Genomic DNA, 17,438 nt, shown 5'->3' with positions numbered 1-17,438 from the left:
CGAGCACACCTAACCTTGGGGTCATGGCACGGTCTCCCTTTACTCTAGCGGCGGCAGTCACAGCCGCACTGCCCGGGGCGGAGGTCGTGGGCGCACGTCCGCTCACTGCCGACGGCGACGGACGCTTCGACTCCGCGATCGCCACTCTGGCCGATGGACGAGAGCTCGCAATCCGCGTCGGCGACGACGACGAGACCTCCCGCGAGCTCGCCTCCGAGTCCCTCGCCCTGCGTGCGCTCACCATGGGAGCGCGCGCGATGCTGCCGTTCCGTGTGCCGGAGTACATCGGCGAGACAAGGATCGCCGAGGGCAGGGCGTTGGTGACCGAACTGCTGCCCGGATTCCAGATCGAGGCGGCTCACGTGCCGCGCGGCCGAGGAGCCGCAGCTTCCATGGGGGCATCAATCGCCGCTGTACACGCCTTGCCCGCATCGGTTGTGCGCAGTGCCGGGCTCACCGCCCGCAGCGCTGACGAGGTGCGCGATGAGATTCGACAGCTGGTCGACCGCGCCGCCGCGACCGGACGGGTTCCCGCCCGGCTCACCGTGCGCTGGCGCGAAGCCGTCGATGACGACGACCTGTGGCGATTCGAATCCGCCGTGACGTTGGGAGGCGCCAAGGCGACCTCGTTCCTGTTCGAAGACGACGACGTGCAGGGCCCTGTCGTCATCGGCGTGCTCGACTGGCACGGACTCTCACTCGGCGACCCGGCGACCGACCTCGCCTGGCTCTCCTCTGCCCCCGATGCTGCGGGAGACGTGCATGCCTCCTACGCGGAGGCGTCCGACCGCGTCCCGGATGCTGCACTCGCCGTGCGTGCGCGGATGCTCGCAGAGCTCGAGTTCGCCCGATGGCTCGTGCACGGCGACGCGACGCGCCGCAATGACATCGTGGACGATGCGGCCGCCCTTCTGGAGGCACTCGCAGAGGGCCTGCGTGAGAACGATCTGACCGTCATCGCCGCACGCGGCGAGGGCGTGGATTCGGCCATGGATGCTCTCGGACGGGTCCCGGCGACCACCGCAAGCGCCGCGAACACCTCGATGCAGACCGACGCGTACAACCCCAAGGATCTGCTGCCCGGCGAGGCGCTGCCCGAAGAGTCCGGCGGTGCCCCGGCCACCGATGACGACGGCGGGGATGCGACGGAAGACCTGAGCGAAATCGAGGCCTCCGGGTTGATGCCCGTCGATGACGTCGGCCCTTCGGAGAAGGCGAACCCTGCCGATGAGGCTCAGCGCGCAGCGCGGGCGGCGCTCCACCGCTGGACCAATTCCTCCTCCGAGTAGACCCGATCCCCGCGGATGACGAGGTCATCGGCCACGTAGTAGAGCGCGACGTCGATCTCCTCGAGCGCGACGCCGAAGCGCCGGTGATAGGCGAGACGGTACAGCGCGAGCTGCAGCATCCGCTCTTCTTTCTCGGCTGCCGTGCGCGGTGCTTTTCCGGTCTTCCAGTCGACGATTTCGATGCGGCCGCCGCGGTCCTCGCGGCGATACACGGCATCGAGCTTGCAGATGACGATATGCCCTTCGACACCGAGGGTGAAGTCGATCTCGATCTCGACGGCGATGGGCTTCAGCTGTGCCCACTCGCTGCGTTCGAAGATCGTGCGCAGCTGCTCGAGGTCGGCGACATCCGCCGCTGACGCGTTCCAGACATCGGGCTGGTCGTCGTCGATCTCCCACAGCGCGCTCTCGGGGTTCGGAGCCGTGCCGACGAGGCCGGAGCGATGCTCGACCCACGCGTGAAACAGCGTGCCGAGCCGGGTCTGCCGATACGGACGCTCGGGCATGGGGCGTGCGAGAGCCCGCGCGGTGCCGTCGTAGTCGGTGACGTAGTCCTTGAACCGCGATGCCGGCACACGGGTCGGCGCTCCGGCCGTGATCCCCCGCTGACGTTCGGCGCGCTCGGCGAGCAGTCGCCGCAGGAGGTCGCTCGGCTCCGCAGCATCCTGCGCGAACGCTTCATTCACCGCTTCTGCTGCCGCCTCGACCTTCGCACGGCGCGAGCCGAGCGGGTCGAGTGGCCAGATGCTCGTCTTGCCCTCGCCCTCGTAGGGGTTCTCATCCTCATCGATCGCACCGACCGGCGAAGCGCCGATGACGTCGAACGCCTCGAGCAGATACGGTCCCGGCTTGCGGGGCTTCTTCTGTCCCGCCCAGTGCGCGCCGGTGAGCAGCAGATCCGTGCGCGCACGGGTGACTGCGACGTATGCGAGGCGGCGCTCCTCCTGCTGCTGATAATCGCGGTAGGCGTTCTTGAAGACGGTGATGGCCCCGGGCGTCGTCTTGCTCGTACTCGTCAACGATGCGATCCCGGCCTTGAGGCGCTTGACCGGATCGAGTTCCTCTTCGACCGGCGGTATCCAGGTGAAGGTCGGAAGCGCAGCGCTGTCTCCGCGCAGCACGAACGGGAGTACCCCGAAGCCGAACCAGCCGGACGTATCGCTCGGGCGCGAGGGCAGCTCGCCTTCGACCATGCGCACGACAGCGACGGCATCCCACTCGAGTCCCTTCGAGCCATGGATCGTCAGCAGCTGCACGACACCCGGCTGCGGCGGTTCCGGGCGCGGCATGAGCTCGTCGGTGCTCTCGGCCTTTTCGAGCCAGGCCAGGAGACTCCCGATCGTGCCGCGGTCGTCCGCGGCGAGGAACGCACGCACCTCATCGGCGAATGCACGCAGCTGCGTGGCCGCGACGCGTGCCGGCCCGCGCGTCTCGTTCGCGGCGAGCTCGATGTCCAGGCGCAACTCGAGTTCGATGAGCCGGATCACCTCGAGGATGGGCTGGCCGGATGCGCGGCGCAGACGTTCGAACATCTCGCCCGCTGCGCGGATCCGCGCGCGGCCATCCGGGGTGATCCCCTCCAGCAGCCGGTAATCGTCACGGAGTCCGCGGACAACGTCGACGGCATCCACGATCGACACGGCCTCATCGGATCCGCGGGACGCGCGGATGCGCGCACGCAGCTCTTCGGGCAGCGGCAGCAGCCCGCTGTCGCGACGGGACAGTTCGCTGGCCAGCGAATACAGTGCGCCCATATCAGCGACGCCGACGCCGAAGCGGGGTCCCACCAGCAGACGGATGAGCGGCGAACCCGCATTCGGATCATGGATGACGCGCAGCGCGGAAACGACGTCGACGACCTCGGGCGTTGCCAGCAGGCCTCCGAGCCCGAGAATGCGGTGCGGGACGCCACGCGCGGCGAGCGCCTCGGCGAAGGTCTGCATATGGCGCTTGGAGCGGAACAGGATCGCGCCGGTGTGCGGTTTCGCAGCATCGGGGTCCGCGGCGGCGTGCGCAGCCCGGCGCTGGACGAACCACTCCGCGACTTCAGCCGCCTCGTCGTGCACCGTGAGCGGGTAGCGCACCTCAACGGCGCCGGTCCCGGCACCCGGACGCGCCTCCAGCGGCGGCACGTCGAGTCCGGGCCGCTGCAACGGGCGGAGCACCTCGTTCGCGATATCGAGGATCGAGCTGTCATTGCGCCAGCTCGTCATCAGGCTGTATGTCTGGACGGGCATGTCCGCGGCGAAGGTGCGTGCGAAGGCGTAGAGGTTGTCGGCGCTCGCCCCGCGCCAGCCGTAGATGGACTGGTGCGGATCGCCGACGGCCATGACCGCGCTGTCGCGGAACAGCGCGGAGAGGAACTGCGTCTGGATCACCGATGTGTCCTGGTACTCGTCCAGGAGCACAACGCGATACTGCTCGCGCAGGCCGTCGCGCACGTCCGGCGACGACTCGACGATGTCGAACGCGCCACTGACCTGGTCGGCGAAGTCCAGGACGCCACGACGATGCTTCTCGGCGATGTACTCCCGCACGAGCGCGGTCAGCGTGGGCAGCGAGAGCAGGTTGTCGGCGATCTTCGCGATCGCGTCGCTGGAGCGGTACGGCTCGAAGGCCCTGGCCTGCTCTATCGCGATCCGCTCGGCGCGGCCGAGGTCCGCCCGATGATCGAGCGCGTCGCCCGCGAGGCGCTGCACGGCATCGACGACGGTCGCCACGGACAGCTCGATGTCTTCGAGCTGAGGAAGGTCGGCGCGCAGCACCACTTCGCGCGCCAGCATCCAGGACGCGGCCTGGCTGAGCATCGCGGCATCGGGGTCGCGGCCGATCCGGGAGGCGTGCTCGCGCACGATCGAGTCCGCGAAGGCGTTGTAGGTCGACACCCGGGGTCTTGCCAGCAGGTCTTCCGAGGTGTGCGGGGTCGATGGATTCCACCCGGTGTCGTACGTCGCGGCCAGCTCGTCGAGGACGTGCGTGCGCACAGTCGCCTTCTGCGCGGCTGCGGCTGCGGCATCCACTCGGGCCAGGGCACCGGTCGCGACGATCTCCGGAACGAGCGGGAGCAGACCGCGACGGCCGAACTCGTCGATCACGGCGAGCCTGTCGCCGATGCGCTCGGCCAGTTCGCCCGCGGCCTTGCGGGTGAAGGTCAGCCCGAGGATCTCGTCACGGCGCACATGTCCGTTGGCGACGAGCCAAACCACCCGCCCCGACATCGTCTCGGTCTTGCCACTGCCGGCCCCTGCCACCACCAGAGCGGGTGTGGGCGGTGCCTCGATGACGCGCTGCTGAGCGGCGGTGGGTGACGGCTGTCCCAGTGCCGCTGCGACGTCGAGTGCCGACAGTCCCGGGCCCTCACCCCACGCGTTCACGCGCTCACCGCCGGGACCGTGTGAATGCGACAGGGCTGCACGCGCCACTGCACGTCAGCGCAGTGCGCCTCGACATGCGCGGTGAAGGAGTTCGCCGACATTCCCTTCGCCGCGTCGGCGAGCCGGTTCAGGAAGCGCGTGCGATCCTCACCCCGAAGAGTGTGCTGATGCGCGACCCGGTAATCGCTGCCGGACAGCGTCTTCGCAACGAGCACGAGCCGCGCCCCGGCGAGCGCCGCCGCATCGGCGCCGGCCACCAGCCCCTGCTCGACCGCGACCTGATAGGCGGCGAGCTGCGCGTGATCGGCGACCTTCGCATCGGACTCCGGCTCGTACTTCCCGGTCTTCAGGTCGACAACGACGACCCGCTCGCCGGTGGCTGGCGCGGACGTCTCGGCGGGTGCGGACACTGCCGCAGGTGCCTCCTCGGGCGGGGCCGCACCCGCGGACATCGAGGTGAAGCCCCGCCCGCGTGCTGCGGCGTGTTCGCCACCACCGCGCGGATACGCCTCGACACGGTCGATGTACCCGTGCACGACCGCACGATGCGGTCCCGTGACCTCATCGTCGACGTACACGGCGGGTGGCTCATCCGACGCCTGATCGCGCACGTCGACCGCGAAACGGAATTCGACCTCGCTTGCCAGCACGCGGCCGCGTTCGTCGGCAACAGCGCCCAGATAGGAGTGCAGACGATCGACATACACCTCGGCCCTTCGGCGCTCCTTGCGTCCGATCCATTCGGTCTCGAACTCGAGTTCCGGCCAGTGCTGCGCGACGATCGCGCGCATCTTCTCGAGCTCACCGTCCGGCGCCGTCTCCATCGCCGCGTGAATGATCGTGCCGATACCCGCCGATGGCGGCAGCACGGTATCTCCACCGAGGGAAGAGATCGCCCAGTTGAGTTCGCACTCCTCGAACGACTCCATCTTCGACGGCGAGACGCGAGCCGCTTCGACCTGGAGGTCGTGCAGCGGGGCTGACGTGGAGGGTGCGGTGCTCCCGTACCACTCCTCCGGCACCGCACCAGGCACCTCGGCCTCGGCGAGCAGTCGCAGCTGCTGCGCGGCAGCTCGCCGTTCTGCAGGATCACTCGAGCTCGTGAGCGTGCGGCGGCTCTTCGCAACCAGGCCGCGCAGCGTGAGCGGATGCTCGGCCGCAGGATGCTCCGACAACGGCGGCGGGGAAGGGAGGAAGGAGAAAAAAGCACTCGGACCGGTCGTGTCGTCGTCGACAGAGGTGACCACGATGCGCGATCGCGCTCTGGACACGGCTCGCACGAACAGTCTCAGCTCATCGTGCAGGGCATCACGGCGGCGATCGAGCACTCCCTGCGCGACGGCGGGGATGCCGGTGCGGGCAGCGGTCACGGCATCCGCCAACCGCCATGTTTCAAGCAGTCCTCCGCGCAGACGCGTGTTCGGCCAGACGCCGTCCTGCACGCCGGAGACGATGACGGCATCGAACTGCGTGCCCAATGCCGTGGCGGGGGTGAGCAGCGTCACCAGCCCCGGACGATCCGGCGTCGAGAGCGAGTCCTCCGGTACCTCGCTGTCGAGAATGTCGCGCACGAACACATCGGGACGCTCATTCGGCGTGCGCTCGACGAAGCGCTTGGCGGCGTCGAACAGTGCCACCAGTGCATCAAGCGCGCGCGACACCTCTCCACCACCCGGCTGAGAGGCTGCCTCGTGCCAGTGCCGCGCGAGGGAGGATCCATCCAGAGCACGCGCGCCATCCCAGATGCGCCACAGCATCTCGTGAATCGTCTCCTCCGCTTCGGCTGCCGCGGTGGTCTCTGCCAGCGTCTTGGCGAATCGCGCGGCGACTCGTGCTTCGGGCGCATCGATGAACGTGAAGGCGAGCGGGTGCGCCATCGCCTCGCGCAGCAGCTCGGATGCCGGCGTGAACCCGCCTTCTGCCAGCTCACCATGGCGCATGCGCGCGCGCAGGCGGCGAAGGCCCACGGCATCCATTCCCCCGAACGGGGAGCGCAGCGCCTCGACGAGAGCTTCGGCGTCGCGTTCGTCGACCGGCGTCAGTGCAAGGCGCACGATGCTGACGATGTCGCGCACGATGCCCTCGCTGCCCAGCGGCCGCTGCACGCCCGCGGCCCTGGTGGGCACTTCGCGCGCGGCGAGCTCGGTCTCGAGCGTCGTGACCTGGCGCGTGTCGTGAGCGATCACGGCCATGTCGCTCCAGGCGATGCCGTCGTGCAGGTGCCAGTCCCGCAGCGTGCCCGCAATTCGATCCACCTCTTCGTAGGGCGATGCCGCGAGGAACGTCTGCACTGCCGGATCAGGGGTCTCGGGTGCCGGTGCGGGGGGACGCCGATGCTCCACCCGCCCTGCAGCACCGATCGCCTGTGTCACCGTGCGGGTGAGATCGGTCAGCGCCGCCGTCTGCCGGTGCGGCGTATCGAGAACGAACACTTGGCCGAGCACTCCAGAGAGGTCGTGGAACAGTTGCGGGCTCGCACCGCGGAAGGCTCCCGAGGAGATATCCGGGTCACCGAACGCCAGCACCGCGACACCGCGTTCGCGCAGCGCTCGCACAAGGGTGATCCCCCCGCGGGTGATCTCCTGAGCATCATCGAGGAGGACGACACGAAGCGGTGCGAGCGGACCAAGGGTCGCGGCATCCGCTTCGCGAAGGATCGCGGCAGCCTCGGAAACCAGGTCGGCGGCATCGCGATGAGCCGTGCGCATGCCGGCCATCACGGTGCGATATTCCTCGATGAAAGCCCCGGCGGACCGCCAGATCGGATTGTCGGATGCCTGCAGCTCGTCCGGCAGCACGCCGAGTTCGGTGCATTCCGCGAGGAACGCGCGCAGCTCGGATCGGAACCCCTTCGATGCGCGCACGGCGGGACTCAGATTCTCGGGCCAGCGGCTCTCGAATCCGGCTGCCTCATCTTCGGCAGCGCCAGCGAGCAGCTCGGCGATGATGCGATCCTGGTCGGCGCCGGTGAGTAGAGCCGGGGGCTCTTCGCCCGCGCGGACCATCGCTCCCCGCACGATTTGGAACGCCAGCGAGCCCAGCGACCGGGCGAGCGGGCCCGGTGTCGCCTGCCCGATCCGCACACCGATCCGGTCACGCAGCACCGTCGCCGCCTGGCGGTTCGGCGTCAGCGCGAGAACCTCTTCGGGGGCGAGTTCCTGCTCCGTGAGGAGGTGCACGACGCGATCGATCAGGGTCTGCGTCTTGCCCGTGCCCGGCGCTCCGATGATCACACCCGATGCCTCGACTCGAGCGCCGACGACTGCGCGCTGTCCGGCATCCTCTGTCATGTCATCCACGCTATCGGCAGGCACGGACACCGCCGTCCTGCGCACCCGTCCGGCGATGCACGAAAGCCGTGTGCGCCCACGGCGAAACCCGCGACGCTCCCCGATCCTCCTCCCGTGTCGCGGGGTAGAGTCGTCTCAGTCCCCGAACCTTCAAGGAGCACGAGTGGAAATCCGCATCGGCATCATCAACACCGGCCGTGAACTGAACTTCGAGACCTCCACCACTGCAGACGATGTCCGCACGCAGGTGGCCGAAGCGCTCGAGCAGAACGCTGCACACGTGAGCTTCACCGATGTCAAGGGCAACTCCTACATCGTCCCGACAGCGAACCTCGCCTACATCGAGCTCGGCACCGAAGAGTCCCGCCGCGTCGGCTTCGTCGCCTGACGCAGATGTACATCCTCATCGCGCTGATCGCCGCGTGCGCGCTCGGCATCGGCGTGCACTACCTGATCCCGGACCGCACGTTGCGCGGCGTCGCCGTCGTGCCGGGGATCGCGACGGCCGCGTCCGCCGCGATCTACACGATCATGCAGTGGGCCGGCGTCAGTGAGGGCAACGGATGGCTCTGGCTGGCGAGTGTCGTCGGCGCCCTGGTGATCGCCGCTGCCGTCGGTGTTGCGCTGACGGCATCCCGTCGCCGATCGGATGCTTCGAAGCGGGCCGCGCTCGGCATCTGAGCCGCGCTCGCGCGAGCCGCGCCCGTCGTGAGGCATCATTCCCCGCATGAGAAACCATGCCTGGCGTGATGTGTCGTGCTGAATGTGGTGTCTCGCGCGCTATCTGGTGTCTCAGGCGGCTACGCAGTTACGCGGCCAGACCCATCGCATCCATGCGACGCGAGTGCGCGCCCATGAGCTCGGTGTAGACGGGTTCGACCCGCTCTTCGTCCACGACGAGGCGTTCGCTGCGTAGCGCCTGTCGAGCGACCAGAATCGTGTCGCCGACCAGTCGGCGCGCCCACATCGACAGCAGCGAGCGCCACTCGTCGTCGATCTCGATCGTCGTCTTGAGAATCGAGACGAGGTCTCCGGTGTCGTCTTCCTCGCTGAGGATCTCGGCGACGCGGGCACCGGTCTCGCCGTAGCTGGAGGCCAGTGCGAGATAGAAGTCGTCCAGCATCCCCGCGGTGATGTAGACCGCCAGCAGCGTCTCGTGACGGCGGACGCCGATCGTCTTGCGCCGAAAGGCATCCAGAGCTTCCTGGAACGGAAGCATCACCTCGGTGGGGTCCTCCCCCTGAGCACGGATGACCTCGACGATTCCGAGGTGCTTGCTCAGCGCCGCGCCGGCAGCACGTGCGAGAGCGCCCTTCTCGTCGAGCTCGGGCGTCGCGCGGATGAGGCGCGTGAGTGTTTCGAAGTAGCCCAGCTGCAGGTACGCGGCCTGACCGAGGAAGCGATTCATCTCGGGAGCGAGTTCGGCGAAGTCGACCCTCGTCGTATCTCCCTGATCTCCGCGACTGCGCAGAGACAGAGTGCGCCGGGGCTTATCTCGCTGCCAGAACCACTTCACCACGGATTCAGACTACCCGTCGACAAGCTCAGGGACCGAGACGCATCCATTCCATGGCGCTCGGCGTCCCACAAGGTAGGCTGGACGCGTCCTGCCGTCGGAGCAGGGCGCCGCGCCTGTGGCACAAGACGGCGTGGATCCGTTACGAGGCTGTCTCTCGCTTCATCCCAGGCAGCCGGACAGGCAATAGAACATAGTGACAACTTTCGCTGATCTCGACATCGATCAGGACATCGTCGACGCGCTCGCCGCCAAGGGAATCGTCGACGCGTTCCCCATCCAGGAGCAGACCATCCCCCTCGGCCTTCCCGGCCAGGACATCATCGGACAGGCCAAGACCGGAACGGGCAAGACGTTCGGCTTCGGCATCCCGGTCGTCCAGCGCCTCGGTAAGAACCCGGAGCCCGGTGTGAAGGCGCTCATCGTCGTCCCCACACGCGAGCTCGCCGTGCAGGTCTTCGAAGACATCGACCTGCTCACCAGCAACCGTTCGACCAGCGTCGTCGCGATCTACGGCGGCAAGGCGTATGAGGGTCAGATCGACCAGCTCAAGGCCGGCGCGCAGATCGTCGTCGGCACTCCGGGCCGTCTGATCGACCTCGCCGGTCAGCGACTGCTCGACCTCTCCGGAGCCGTCGAAGTGGTTCTTGACGAGGCAGACAAGATGCTCGACCTCGGCTTCCTCGCCGACATCGAGAAGATCTTCCAGAAGGTGTCGGCCGTCCGCCACACGCAGCTGTTCTCGGCGACGATGCCCGGCCCGATCGTCGCGCTCGCGCGCCGCTTCATGTCGAACCCGATTCACATCCGCGCAACCGACCCCGACGAGGGTCTGATGCAGGCGAACATCAAGCACGTCGTGTACCGCGCGCACTCGCTGGACAAGGACGAGATCATCGCCCGCATCCTGCAGTCGGAGGGCCGCGGAAAGACCGTGATCTTCACCCGCACCAAGCGTGCAGCGCAGAAGCTCGTCGATGAGCTCGGCGACCGCGGCTTCAACGTCGGCGGCGTGCACGGCGACATGGGTCAGGAGCAGCGCGAGCGTTCGATGGCCGCTTTCAAGGCTGGCAAGCGCGATGTGCTCGTCGCCACGGATGTCGCAGCCCGCGGCATCGACGTCGACGACGTCACCCACGTCATCAACCACACCATCCCCGACGATGACAAGACGTACCTGCACCGCGCGGGCCGTACCGGTCGCGCGGGGAAGACGGGCATCGCCGTCACGTTCGTCGACTGGGATGACCTGCACAAGTGGGCGCTCATCAACCGCGCACTCGATTTCGGCCAGCCCGAACCCGTCGAAACCTACTCATCGAGCCCGCACCTGTTCGAGGACCTCGACATCCCCGTCGGCACCAAGGGCCGCCTGACGACGGCGCCGAAGGCCGAGAAGCCTGCGTCTGAGCGTCGCCAGCGTCCGCCGCAGAAGGCCGCGGATGCTGCCGCCGAGGGCACCGACGAGGGCACCACCAAGCGCCGCCGTCGTCGCCGTCGCGGTTCGAGCAGCGAGCAGGTCGGTTCGACATTCGTCGAGGGCGCGGATGCGTCGTCGAACGGGTCGGATGCTGCCCCCGCTGCTGATCGCGACGCCGAAGGCGCCGGGACGCACGACGGAGACGCGACGACGGAGCACCGCGACGGCAAGCCCGCCCCGCAGCGTCGTCGCCGTCGCCGCCGCTCCGGTGGAGCCGCACCCGCCGGAGCCTGACCCCGCGCTGCGCCCTGCCGCTTCGCGCTGCTGATTCCTGGCCTCGCGCTGCTGAAATCTGCCCTCGCGCGGCTGATATCTGCTGACGCTGCTGCCACCTGGCCTCGCGCGGCTCATATCTGCCCGCGCTGTAGAAGTTTCCGCCGCGCCAACAGATATGAGCCGCGCGAGGGTGAGAACAGCCGCGCGACGGTGAGAACAGCCGCGCGAGACAGCGAACAGCAGCGCGACTAGGGGTAGCGCGGGGCCGTCCCGGTCGCCTGGGCGATGATCCGGGCGACCATCTCATCCGAGGTGGTGTTCTCACCGGGCCGATTGGGCTTGCCGGTGCCGTGATAGTCGCTCGAGCCCGTCACGATGAGGTCGTGCTTCGCGGCGAGCTGACGCAGCATCCGCTTGCCCTTCTCGGTGTTCTCCCGGTGATCGATCTCGAACCCGCCGAGCCCTGCCGCGATCAGCTCCTCGATGTACGCGGACGGCATCTGCTCGCGCCCCGAGGTAACCGGATGCGCGATCACCGCCACTCCCCCGGCGCCGGTGATGAGTCCTACCGCGGTCAGCGGATCGGGCGCGTAATGCGGCTCGTAGTACCCCTCGCGGGGGTGCAGGATGCCGTCGAACGCCGCGGTGCGGTCCCGGACGATGCCACGGGCGACGAGCGCATCGGCGATGTGCGGACGGCCGACCGTGGCATCCACCGTCGTCTGCGCGAGCACGTCATCCCAGGACAGGTCATAATCGCGGCCGATGCTGCGGACAATGCGTTCCGCGCGACCGACACGGTCTTCTCGAATGCGGTCGGTCTCCGCGCGCAGCGCGGCATCCGCCGGATCGAACAGGTACCCCAGCACGTGAACGCTGCGCCACTGTTGCTTGGCGGACATCTCCATGCCGGGGATGAACGTCATGCCGAGGGATGCTGCCGCCGCTCCCGCTTCGTCCCACCCGGTCGTCCGGTCATGGTCCGTGAGCGCGACCGTGCGCAGTCCATATGCGTGCGCCTGCCGCACCACTTCGGCCGGGCTCTCGGTGCCGTCGGAGTGATTCGAGTGCAGATGCAGATCACTCGGCCCCGCGAACATCTGCACATCAGTCATGATTCGACATTACTGCGGCCCGCGCGAGGCGGCACGGAGGCTATCCGAGCCCTGTCGAGGCAGGCGATTCACAGCGTCCCCATTTAGGCTTGCGGGGATGTTTCGACTGCTGGGGATCCTCATCACGGTGCTGTTCGCGATCGCGACGGCGGTCGTGGTGTGGCCGCAATTCTTCCAGCTCGAGCAGACGTTCCCCTTCGCCCAGCTGGTCGCCGTGCGCGGGATCGTCCTCGTAGCGTTCCTCGCTGTCGCGGTCGTGTCGCTGCTGCTGCTGTTCGCCCGCCCGCTGCGCGGGTTCGCGGCATCCATCCTCATCGTCGCGCTGCTCGGTGCCGCAGCAACCGGCGCGATCGGAACCGTGCGCGGTTTCGGCAACGGCGAGCTCCCCGACGAGACCGACGCCAGCGTGCGGGTGCTGACCTGGAACACCGCCGGCGAAGCCGTCTCGGCCGAGACGATCGCCGATGCCATCCTCACTCAGCAGGTCGACGTCGTTACGCTGCCCGAGACTGCGGAGTCCGTCGGCGAGCGCATCGCCGTCATGCTGCGTGAGCAGGGGCATCCGATGTGGGTCCACCACGTGCAGTTCGGCAACGTCGACAACGGCCCGCAGGCGTGGGAGACGACGATCCTCATCTCCCCTGATCTCGGCGACTATTCGGTGATCGCGTCGTCCGAGGACGGCAGCAGCAACACCGGCTCCGTGCCGAGCGCGGTCGTCATGCCCGTCAATGGCGCGGGTCCCACGATCGTCGCCGTGCACGCCGTCGCACCGCGCGTCGAGGACATGGCCGGTTGGCAGTCGGATCTGGCCTGGATCGCCGATCAGTGCCCGGAGGGCGACTTCATCCTCGCCGGAGACTTCAACGCGACGATCGATCACATGGCTGGCCTCGGCACCGGTGGCGGCGACATGGGCTATTGCCGTGACGTCGCCTCACGCACCGGCACGGGCGTCACGGGCACGTGGCCGGCGGACTACCCAGAGCTTCTCGGCGCGCCGATCGACCATGTCATGGCCAGCCAGAACTGGAACCCGACCGGATCGCTCGTGCTCGATGCGGCCGGCTCCGATCACCGCGCGCTCGTCGTGCAGCTCGATCCCGCCGGCTGAGCCCGGGAATTAGTCGGTGCGGGGACGCATCCGCCGCACGAGCGCGAGGATTGCCCGCCAGCCGATGAGGAACAGCGCCAGCGTGAGGGTCGCGACGATGATGAACGGCAGCGCCGTGCCCTGCCCGGCAACTACGCGCAGCAAGAGTCCGATCACGACCGTGAGGACCCAGACCATGACGCCGGGAAGCATCCGGTCGGCCTGAGCCTTTCGCACCAGCAGCACGCCGTGCGCGAGCAGCAGCGCCACCACGAACGGCCAGGTCGTGTTCAGGAGCCCGGGCACGTCGCTGAAGATGCCTTCGGCGTGCGAGAGCCGTCCAATGATGCAGAACACGATGACAAGTACGAGATCAATGAGAATCGCCACATGGCCCAGCCTACGCAGGAGTGAGAGACTGGAGGGATGAGCACTGCAGAGAACGAAACGATCGAAGAGGCGCCCGTCATCGTAAACCGCAAGCAGCCGTTCCCGCGTGGCTTCCTCGACACGATCTCGACCGGCTGGGCCGAGCGCACCGAGTCCCTTCCTGCCGCGCGCGAGCAGGCCGCGTTCGCCGCCGCTCGTCGCGCGAAGGTGTCCGAGGCATTCCCGGGCAGGCGCCTCGTCATCGAGGCCGGCTCCCTCAAGCAGCGCAGCAACGACACCGACTACCCGTTCCGCGCGCACTCCGCGTTCGCGCACCTCACCGGATGGGCCGCCGACGCCGAGCCGGACTCCGTGCTCGTCTTCGAGCCGCAGGCAGGCGAGCCGGCTGATGCCGGGCACGACGTGACCCTGTACTTCCGCGAGCGGGCCGATCGCACCACGACGGAGTTCTATGCGGATGCCACGGTCGGCGAGTTCTGGATCGGACCTCGCCCCTCGCTCGCCGGCGTCGCCGCTGACCTCGCGGTCGCGACCGATCACCTGGCCGCCTTCGAGCCTGGCGAGGACGACCTCACTCTGGCCGATTCCGATCTCGAGCGCTTGGTGTCGGAGCTGCGGCTGGTCAAGGATGAGTACGAGATCGCGGAGATGCGTCGTGCGGTGGAGATCACCGGACGCGGCTTCGATGACATCATCCTCGCGCTGCCGGATGCTGCGGAGCACGCCCGCGGCGAGCGCGTCGTCGAGGGCGTCTTCCACCGCCGTGCACGTGAAGACGGCAACGGTGAGGGCTACGACACGATCTCGGCATCCGGCCCGCACGCCTGCTACCTGCACTGGACGCGCAACGACGGCGCGGTGGTCCCCGGCGACCTCATTCTCGTGGATGCCGGTGTCGAGGCCGACAGCCTGTACACCGCCGACATCACCCGCACCCTGCCCGTGAACGGGACGTTCTCGGACGTTCAGCGACGCGTGTACGACACGGTGCTCGAGGCCGCGGATGCCGCGTTCGCCGCTGCGCGCCCCGGCGTGAAGTTCCGCGAGGTGCACGAGGCTGCGATGGCCGTGATCGCGAAGCGGACCGCTGAGTGGGGCGTGCTGCCGGTCTCGGCCGACGAGGCGCTCGATGCCGACGCCGGAGGCCAGCACCGTCGCTACATGGTGCACGGCACCTCGCACCACCTTGGCATCGACGTGCACGACTGCGCGCAGGCCCGCCGTGAGATGTACTACGACGGCATCCTGGAAGAGGGCATGGTCTTCACGATCGAGCCGGGCCTGTACTTCCAGATCGACGACCTGACTGTGCCGCAGGAGCTGCGCGGCATCGGCGTGCGCATCGAGGACGACATCCTGATGACTGCCGAGGGGCCGGTGAATCTGTCCGCAGATATTCCGCGCACCGCTGACGACGTCGAAGCATGGATCGCACGGGGCCGGACGGCTTGAGCGAGTCACGTCACCTCACCCGCCGGCTGTTCTGGACGGGTTTTGCGACATACGCGGCTTTCGCGGCGTGGGCGGAGGTCCTGCACTGGCGTTCGAGCTATCGGATGCTGGGCACCGCCGCCCGCGCGGACGGCACAGAGGCCGTCGTGGTTCTCGGATACGGCAACCGCGGCGAGCGCGCGAACTTCATCAATCGCTACCGGGTGCGTGCCGGCATCCGCTCGATGGATCGCGCTGGCGACAGCGTTCTCATCCTGTGCGGCGGGACGGTGGAGGGCGACACCCCCGAAGCCGTCGTGATGGAGCGGTACGCCCGCGACGAGCTCGGCTACACCGGCCGCATCCTGCTCGAGACGGAGAGCCGCTCGACGTGGGAGAACATCGAGAACGCGATCCCCATGATCGAGGATGCGGGCTCCATCAAGATCGTCTCGAACTCACCGCACGCCGAAGTCGCACGCGAGTATCTGTGGCAGCAGCGTCCGGATCTCGCAGACCGACTCGTCCGCGCGGACGAGCAGCGCGTGGGTGAGATCGTCCCGATGAAGATCGGCGCATCGCTGCGCCTGCTGCTGTTCCGCTTGCAGCACCGCTGAGCACCACTGAGCATCACGATCGGTACACTCAAGAGCATGACACCGACGATCAAAGTCGAGGATCAGCTCCGCGCCCGCCTCAGGAGGACGCGACTGGAGCTGCTGAAGACGACGATCGCAAGCACCCCAACTGCAGATACCGCGTCACATGCGACAGAGTCTGCTCAGTGGGAGCGATCAGAACTCACCGACTTCATCGCGTAACGAATAGACGACGCCCTCAGCTCGCGGCGAAGTCGGCGACGAGCGGCGCGAGCGATGCCCCGATCTCGTCGGCGGGGCGCTTGCTCCCTTTCACCTCGAACGAGTGCCCGCCGCCCTCGATCCACTCCACGCGGGCATCCTGGCACGTCGCGATGACGTCCTCGAACTGCGACACCGGCTGGATGAACGGATCGTTCGTCCCCTCGATGAACAGCTGCGGCACGGTGATCGAGGGAAGGTGCTCAGCGCGCGGCTTCTCCGGCCGCCCCGGCGGATGCAGCGGATATCCGAGATAGATCAGCCCGTCGACATCGAGCCCCTCTGCCACGGCCATCGACGCCATCCGTCCGCCGTACGACTTCCCGGCAGCCCACAGCGGAGCCGTCGGAGCGAGAGAACGAGCATGCGCCACGGCAGCGCGCCAGGTGAGGATCGCGTGAGCTGCCGGCCCCGGCATCCGCCTGCCCTGCTCGCGATACGGAAACATGAATCGCATCGTCGAGAAGCCGAGAGCGTTCAGCGCGTCGGTGAATCCGATGAGGAATGGATGCTCCATCCCCGCTCCCGCACCGTGCGCGACGAGCACTGTTCCTCGGCCAGAGCCCTCGCCCCAGGCCGTCGAGATCGTCACGACTCCCTTCGGGAGATCGACCTCGATCGCCATGTCAGCTCTCGTCGTCGCGCTTCTGCGGGAGATCGTCGTCGGTCTTCTGCCCCGTGTGGACGTCTGCCGCACCCTCAGCCGCCTCAGCATCCGGCGCGTCTTCGGGAGTCTCGACCCGCTCGCCGTACTGCGGGCGCGGGTCGGCGGGGCGCGGCGGAATCACGGGCTCCCCCGGCTTCTGCGCGGTCGTGGCGGCATCCGCCCCGGGAGCGACCCGCTCGCCGTAACGAGGCGGTTCGTCGAGGTTCACCGGCGGGCGCACGACCTCCGTGCGCTGCCCTGTTCCCAGCACCTCGCGCGCCTTGGCGAGCGAGTCCGGCAGCACCGTGACCTCGTAGTGGTCCGCGGCCATCTGCGTGACGCTCGCGAAGTCCCGGCGGCGACGCACGATGGCGTAGGTCACCAGACTCATGATCATGCCGAGTGCCACACCGATGAACACGAAACCGACGAACAGCTGGATCGGCGCCTCCGGATTGCCGATCACCAGGATCGCCGAGAGCAGCAGACCGATGAGAACGCCGTTGACCGCGCCGGAACGGGCCGCCGTCGCGTAGCCGAGCTTGCCGGTGACCCGCTCGACGGTGCGCACGCCCTGCCCGACGATCGCGATATTGCGCGCCGGGACGTCGCCCGCGATCAGTGTCGACACCGCCTTCTGCGCAGCCTCGTATTCGCGGACCGAAGTGACGGTCTCGCCGACTGCCGCGCTACCCGCTGGCCGGTTCAACATGCTCATGCCCCCATTGTTCCACGCGC

General features: G+C 68.1%; 14 protein-coding genes. 7 read left to right on the top strand and 7 right to left on the bottom strand.

The features are described from left to right. Positions 1–23 precede the first annotated feature (23 nt). A complete protein-coding gene (locus ACTIAO_RS04350) occupies positions 24–1,289 on the top strand; it encodes a phosphotransferase (RefSeq protein WP_441905037.1) in 1,266 nt (421 codons plus the stop codon). On the opposite strand, the gene ACTIAO_RS04345 is transcribed toward ACTIAO_RS04350, so the two are convergent. Then, positions 1,235–4,663 carry an ATP-dependent helicase gene (locus ACTIAO_RS04345; RefSeq protein ID WP_441905036.1) on the bottom strand — a complete coding sequence of 1,143 codons (3,429 nt, stop codon included), beginning with the start codon at positions 4,661–4,663 and terminating at the stop codon, positions 1,235–1,237. The two genes, ACTIAO_RS04350 and ACTIAO_RS04345, sit on opposite strands and share 55 nt — an antisense overlap. Beyond that, positions 4,660–7,953, bottom strand: a complete 3,294-nt coding sequence (locus ACTIAO_RS04340) for an ATP-dependent helicase (protein ID WP_441905035.1) — start codon at positions 7,951–7,953, stop codon at positions 4,660–4,662. The genes ACTIAO_RS04345 and ACTIAO_RS04340 overlap by 4 nt, the downstream gene beginning before the upstream one ends. Before the next feature lie 163 nt (positions 7,954–8,116). Between ACTIAO_RS04340 and ACTIAO_RS04335 the strand changes: the two genes are divergently transcribed. Next, positions 8,117–8,341 (top strand): DUF3107 domain-containing protein, encoded by a 225-nt coding sequence (locus ACTIAO_RS04335; protein ID WP_441905034.1) that lies wholly within the window; start codon positions 8,117–8,119, stop codon positions 8,339–8,341. 5 nt (positions 8,342–8,346) lie between these two features. Continuing rightward, positions 8,347–8,634 carry a hypothetical protein gene (locus ACTIAO_RS04330; RefSeq protein ID WP_441905033.1) on the top strand — a complete coding sequence of 96 codons (288 nt, stop codon included), beginning with the start codon at positions 8,347–8,349 and terminating at the stop codon, positions 8,632–8,634. 127 nt (positions 8,635–8,761) lie between these two features. Here ACTIAO_RS04330 and ACTIAO_RS04325 read toward each other — a convergent pair whose 3' ends face one another. Beyond that, on the bottom strand, positions 8,762–9,472 hold the full coding sequence (locus ACTIAO_RS04325) for a ferritin-like fold-containing protein (protein ID WP_441905032.1): 711 nt from the start codon (positions 9,470–9,472) through the stop codon (positions 8,762–8,764). A gap of 193 nt (positions 9,473–9,665) precedes the next feature. Between ACTIAO_RS04325 and ACTIAO_RS04320 the strand changes: the two genes are divergently transcribed. Then, positions 9,666–11,183 (top strand): DEAD/DEAH box helicase, encoded by a 1,518-nt coding sequence (locus ACTIAO_RS04320; protein WP_441905031.1) that lies wholly within the window; start codon positions 9,666–9,668, stop codon positions 11,181–11,183. Between the two features lie 230 nt (positions 11,184–11,413). On the opposite strand, the gene ACTIAO_RS04315 is transcribed toward ACTIAO_RS04320, so the two are convergent. Next, positions 11,414–12,280 carry a PHP domain-containing protein gene (locus ACTIAO_RS04315; protein WP_441905030.1) on the bottom strand — a complete coding sequence of 289 codons (867 nt, stop codon included), beginning with the start codon at positions 12,278–12,280 and terminating at the stop codon, positions 11,414–11,416. 97 nt (positions 12,281–12,377) lie between these two features. Here ACTIAO_RS04315 and ACTIAO_RS04310 point away from each other — a divergent pair, with 97 nt between their 5' ends. Next, positions 12,378–13,394: an endonuclease/exonuclease/phosphatase family protein gene (locus ACTIAO_RS04310; protein ID WP_441905029.1), complete on the top strand. Its 1,017-nt coding sequence runs from the start codon at positions 12,378–12,380 to the stop codon at positions 13,392–13,394. Between the two features lie 9 nt (positions 13,395–13,403). On the opposite strand, the gene ACTIAO_RS04305 is transcribed toward ACTIAO_RS04310, so the two are convergent. Then, the gene (locus ACTIAO_RS04305; RefSeq protein WP_441905028.1) at positions 13,404–13,763 is read right to left on the bottom strand and encodes a DUF3054 domain-containing protein; all 360 of its coding nucleotides are present in this window, start codon (positions 13,761–13,763) and stop codon (positions 13,404–13,406) included. Between the two features lie 36 nt (positions 13,764–13,799). Here ACTIAO_RS04305 and ACTIAO_RS04300 point away from each other — a divergent pair, with 36 nt between their 5' ends. Together ACTIAO_RS04300 and ACTIAO_RS04295 are read left to right on the top strand one after the other, a co-directional pair. Continuing rightward, entirely contained in the window at positions 13,800–15,215 is a 1,416-nt protein-coding gene (locus ACTIAO_RS04300; RefSeq protein WP_441905027.1) for an aminopeptidase P family protein, read from the top strand. Then, positions 15,212–15,811 carry a YdcF family protein gene (locus ACTIAO_RS04295; RefSeq protein WP_441905026.1) on the top strand — a complete coding sequence of 200 codons (600 nt, stop codon included), beginning with the start codon at positions 15,212–15,214 and terminating at the stop codon, positions 15,809–15,811. The genes ACTIAO_RS04300 and ACTIAO_RS04295 overlap by 4 nt, the downstream gene beginning before the upstream one ends. 220 nt (positions 15,812–16,031) lie before the next feature. Here the strand turns inward: ACTIAO_RS04295 and ACTIAO_RS04290 are convergent, their stop codons facing one another. Together ACTIAO_RS04290 and ACTIAO_RS04285 are read right to left on the bottom strand one after the other, a co-directional pair. Beyond that, entirely contained in the window at positions 16,032–16,679 is a 648-nt protein-coding gene (locus ACTIAO_RS04290; protein ID WP_441905025.1) for an alpha/beta hydrolase family protein, read from the bottom strand. A 1-nt stretch (position 16,680) separates the two neighbouring features. Further along, the gene (locus tag ACTIAO_RS04285) at positions 16,681–17,418 is read right to left on the bottom strand and encodes a general stress protein (RefSeq protein WP_441905024.1); all 738 of its coding nucleotides are present in this window, start codon (positions 17,416–17,418) and stop codon (positions 16,681–16,683) included. Positions 17,419–17,438: the final 20 nt, after the last annotated feature.

The sequence above is a fragment of the Microbacterium sp. genome (assembly GCF_052099035.1).
GTDB lineage: Bacteria > Actinomycetota > Actinomycetes > Actinomycetales > Microbacteriaceae > Microbacterium.
This window is presented reverse-complemented; position numbering and strand designations above follow the sequence as displayed.

Bases quoted from the DNA above. Each gene is read 5' to 3' on its own strand.
- ACTIAO_RS04350 (WP_441905037.1), top strand. From the start codon at position 24: ATGGCACGGTCTCCCTTTACTCTAGCGGCGGCAGTCACAGCCGCACTG.
- ACTIAO_RS04340 (WP_441905035.1), bottom strand. From the start codon at position 7,953: ATGACAGAGGATGCCGGACAGCGCGCAGTCGTCGGCGCTCGAGTCGAG.
- ACTIAO_RS04330 (WP_441905033.1), top strand. From the start codon at position 8,347: ATGTACATCCTCATCGCGCTGATCGCCGCGTGCGCGCTCGGCATCGGC.
- ACTIAO_RS04315 (WP_441905030.1), bottom strand. From the start codon at position 12,280: ATGACTGATGTGCAGATGTTCGCGGGGCCGAGTGATCTGCATCTGCAC.
- ACTIAO_RS04310 (WP_441905029.1), top strand. From the start codon at position 12,378: ATGTTTCGACTGCTGGGGATCCTCATCACGGTGCTGTTCGCGATCGCG.
- ACTIAO_RS04300 (WP_441905027.1), top strand. From the start codon at position 13,800: ATGAGCACTGCAGAGAACGAAACGATCGAAGAGGCGCCCGTCATCGTA.
- ACTIAO_RS04290 (WP_441905025.1), bottom strand. From the start codon at position 16,679: ATGGCGATCGAGGTCGATCTCCCGAAGGGAGTCGTGACGATCTCGACG.
- ACTIAO_RS04285 (WP_441905024.1), bottom strand. From the start codon at position 17,418: ATGAGCATGTTGAACCGGCCAGCGGGTAGCGCGGCAGTCGGCGAGACC.